The organism is Paraburkholderia sp. SIMBA_053, assembly GCF_046534895.1.
Taxonomy (GTDB): domain Bacteria; phylum Pseudomonadota; class Gammaproteobacteria; order Burkholderiales; family Burkholderiaceae; genus Paraburkholderia; species Paraburkholderia caledonica.
Map to the genome: position 1 here is coordinate 1 of NZ_JAWRXU010000309.1, position 330 is coordinate 330.

At 52.1% G+C, this 330-nt stretch carries 1 protein-coding gene; it reads right to left on the minus strand.

The features are described from left to right. A partial coding sequence (locus tag SB753_RS35760; RefSeq protein WP_410804818.1) for a hypothetical protein occupies window positions 1-211 on the minus strand: 211 nt, incomplete at its 3' end. Between the last annotated feature and the right edge of the window lie 119 nt (window positions 212-330).

The following is a 330-nucleotide window of genomic DNA, read 5'->3' on the forward strand; positions in this document are numbered from 1 at the left end:
CTGCCGCACCCTTGCCTCGAACGATGTCCTTCATGAAATTGAACGGGTTGCTGTCAGGCTTGAAAGTAGTGCCGCGATGCTCGTTGCAGTATCGCTTCGCCTGCTGCACGTCAGTAGCCGTTACGACCGTTCGTGAAAGGGAACCCGAAACAGTGTCGTATAGTTGGTCGAATATATGTTCAATGACAATCGTTTTTTGACTTTTGGCCATGCTCGCGTCGCGTAGTATTCTTTGCAGGCATTGAGCATACCAAACGCACAGGCGTTCGGGGCTTCACCGGCTACCGAAAGCGAAAGACACTGGCGGAAACAGCGCAGGCATGACTAATG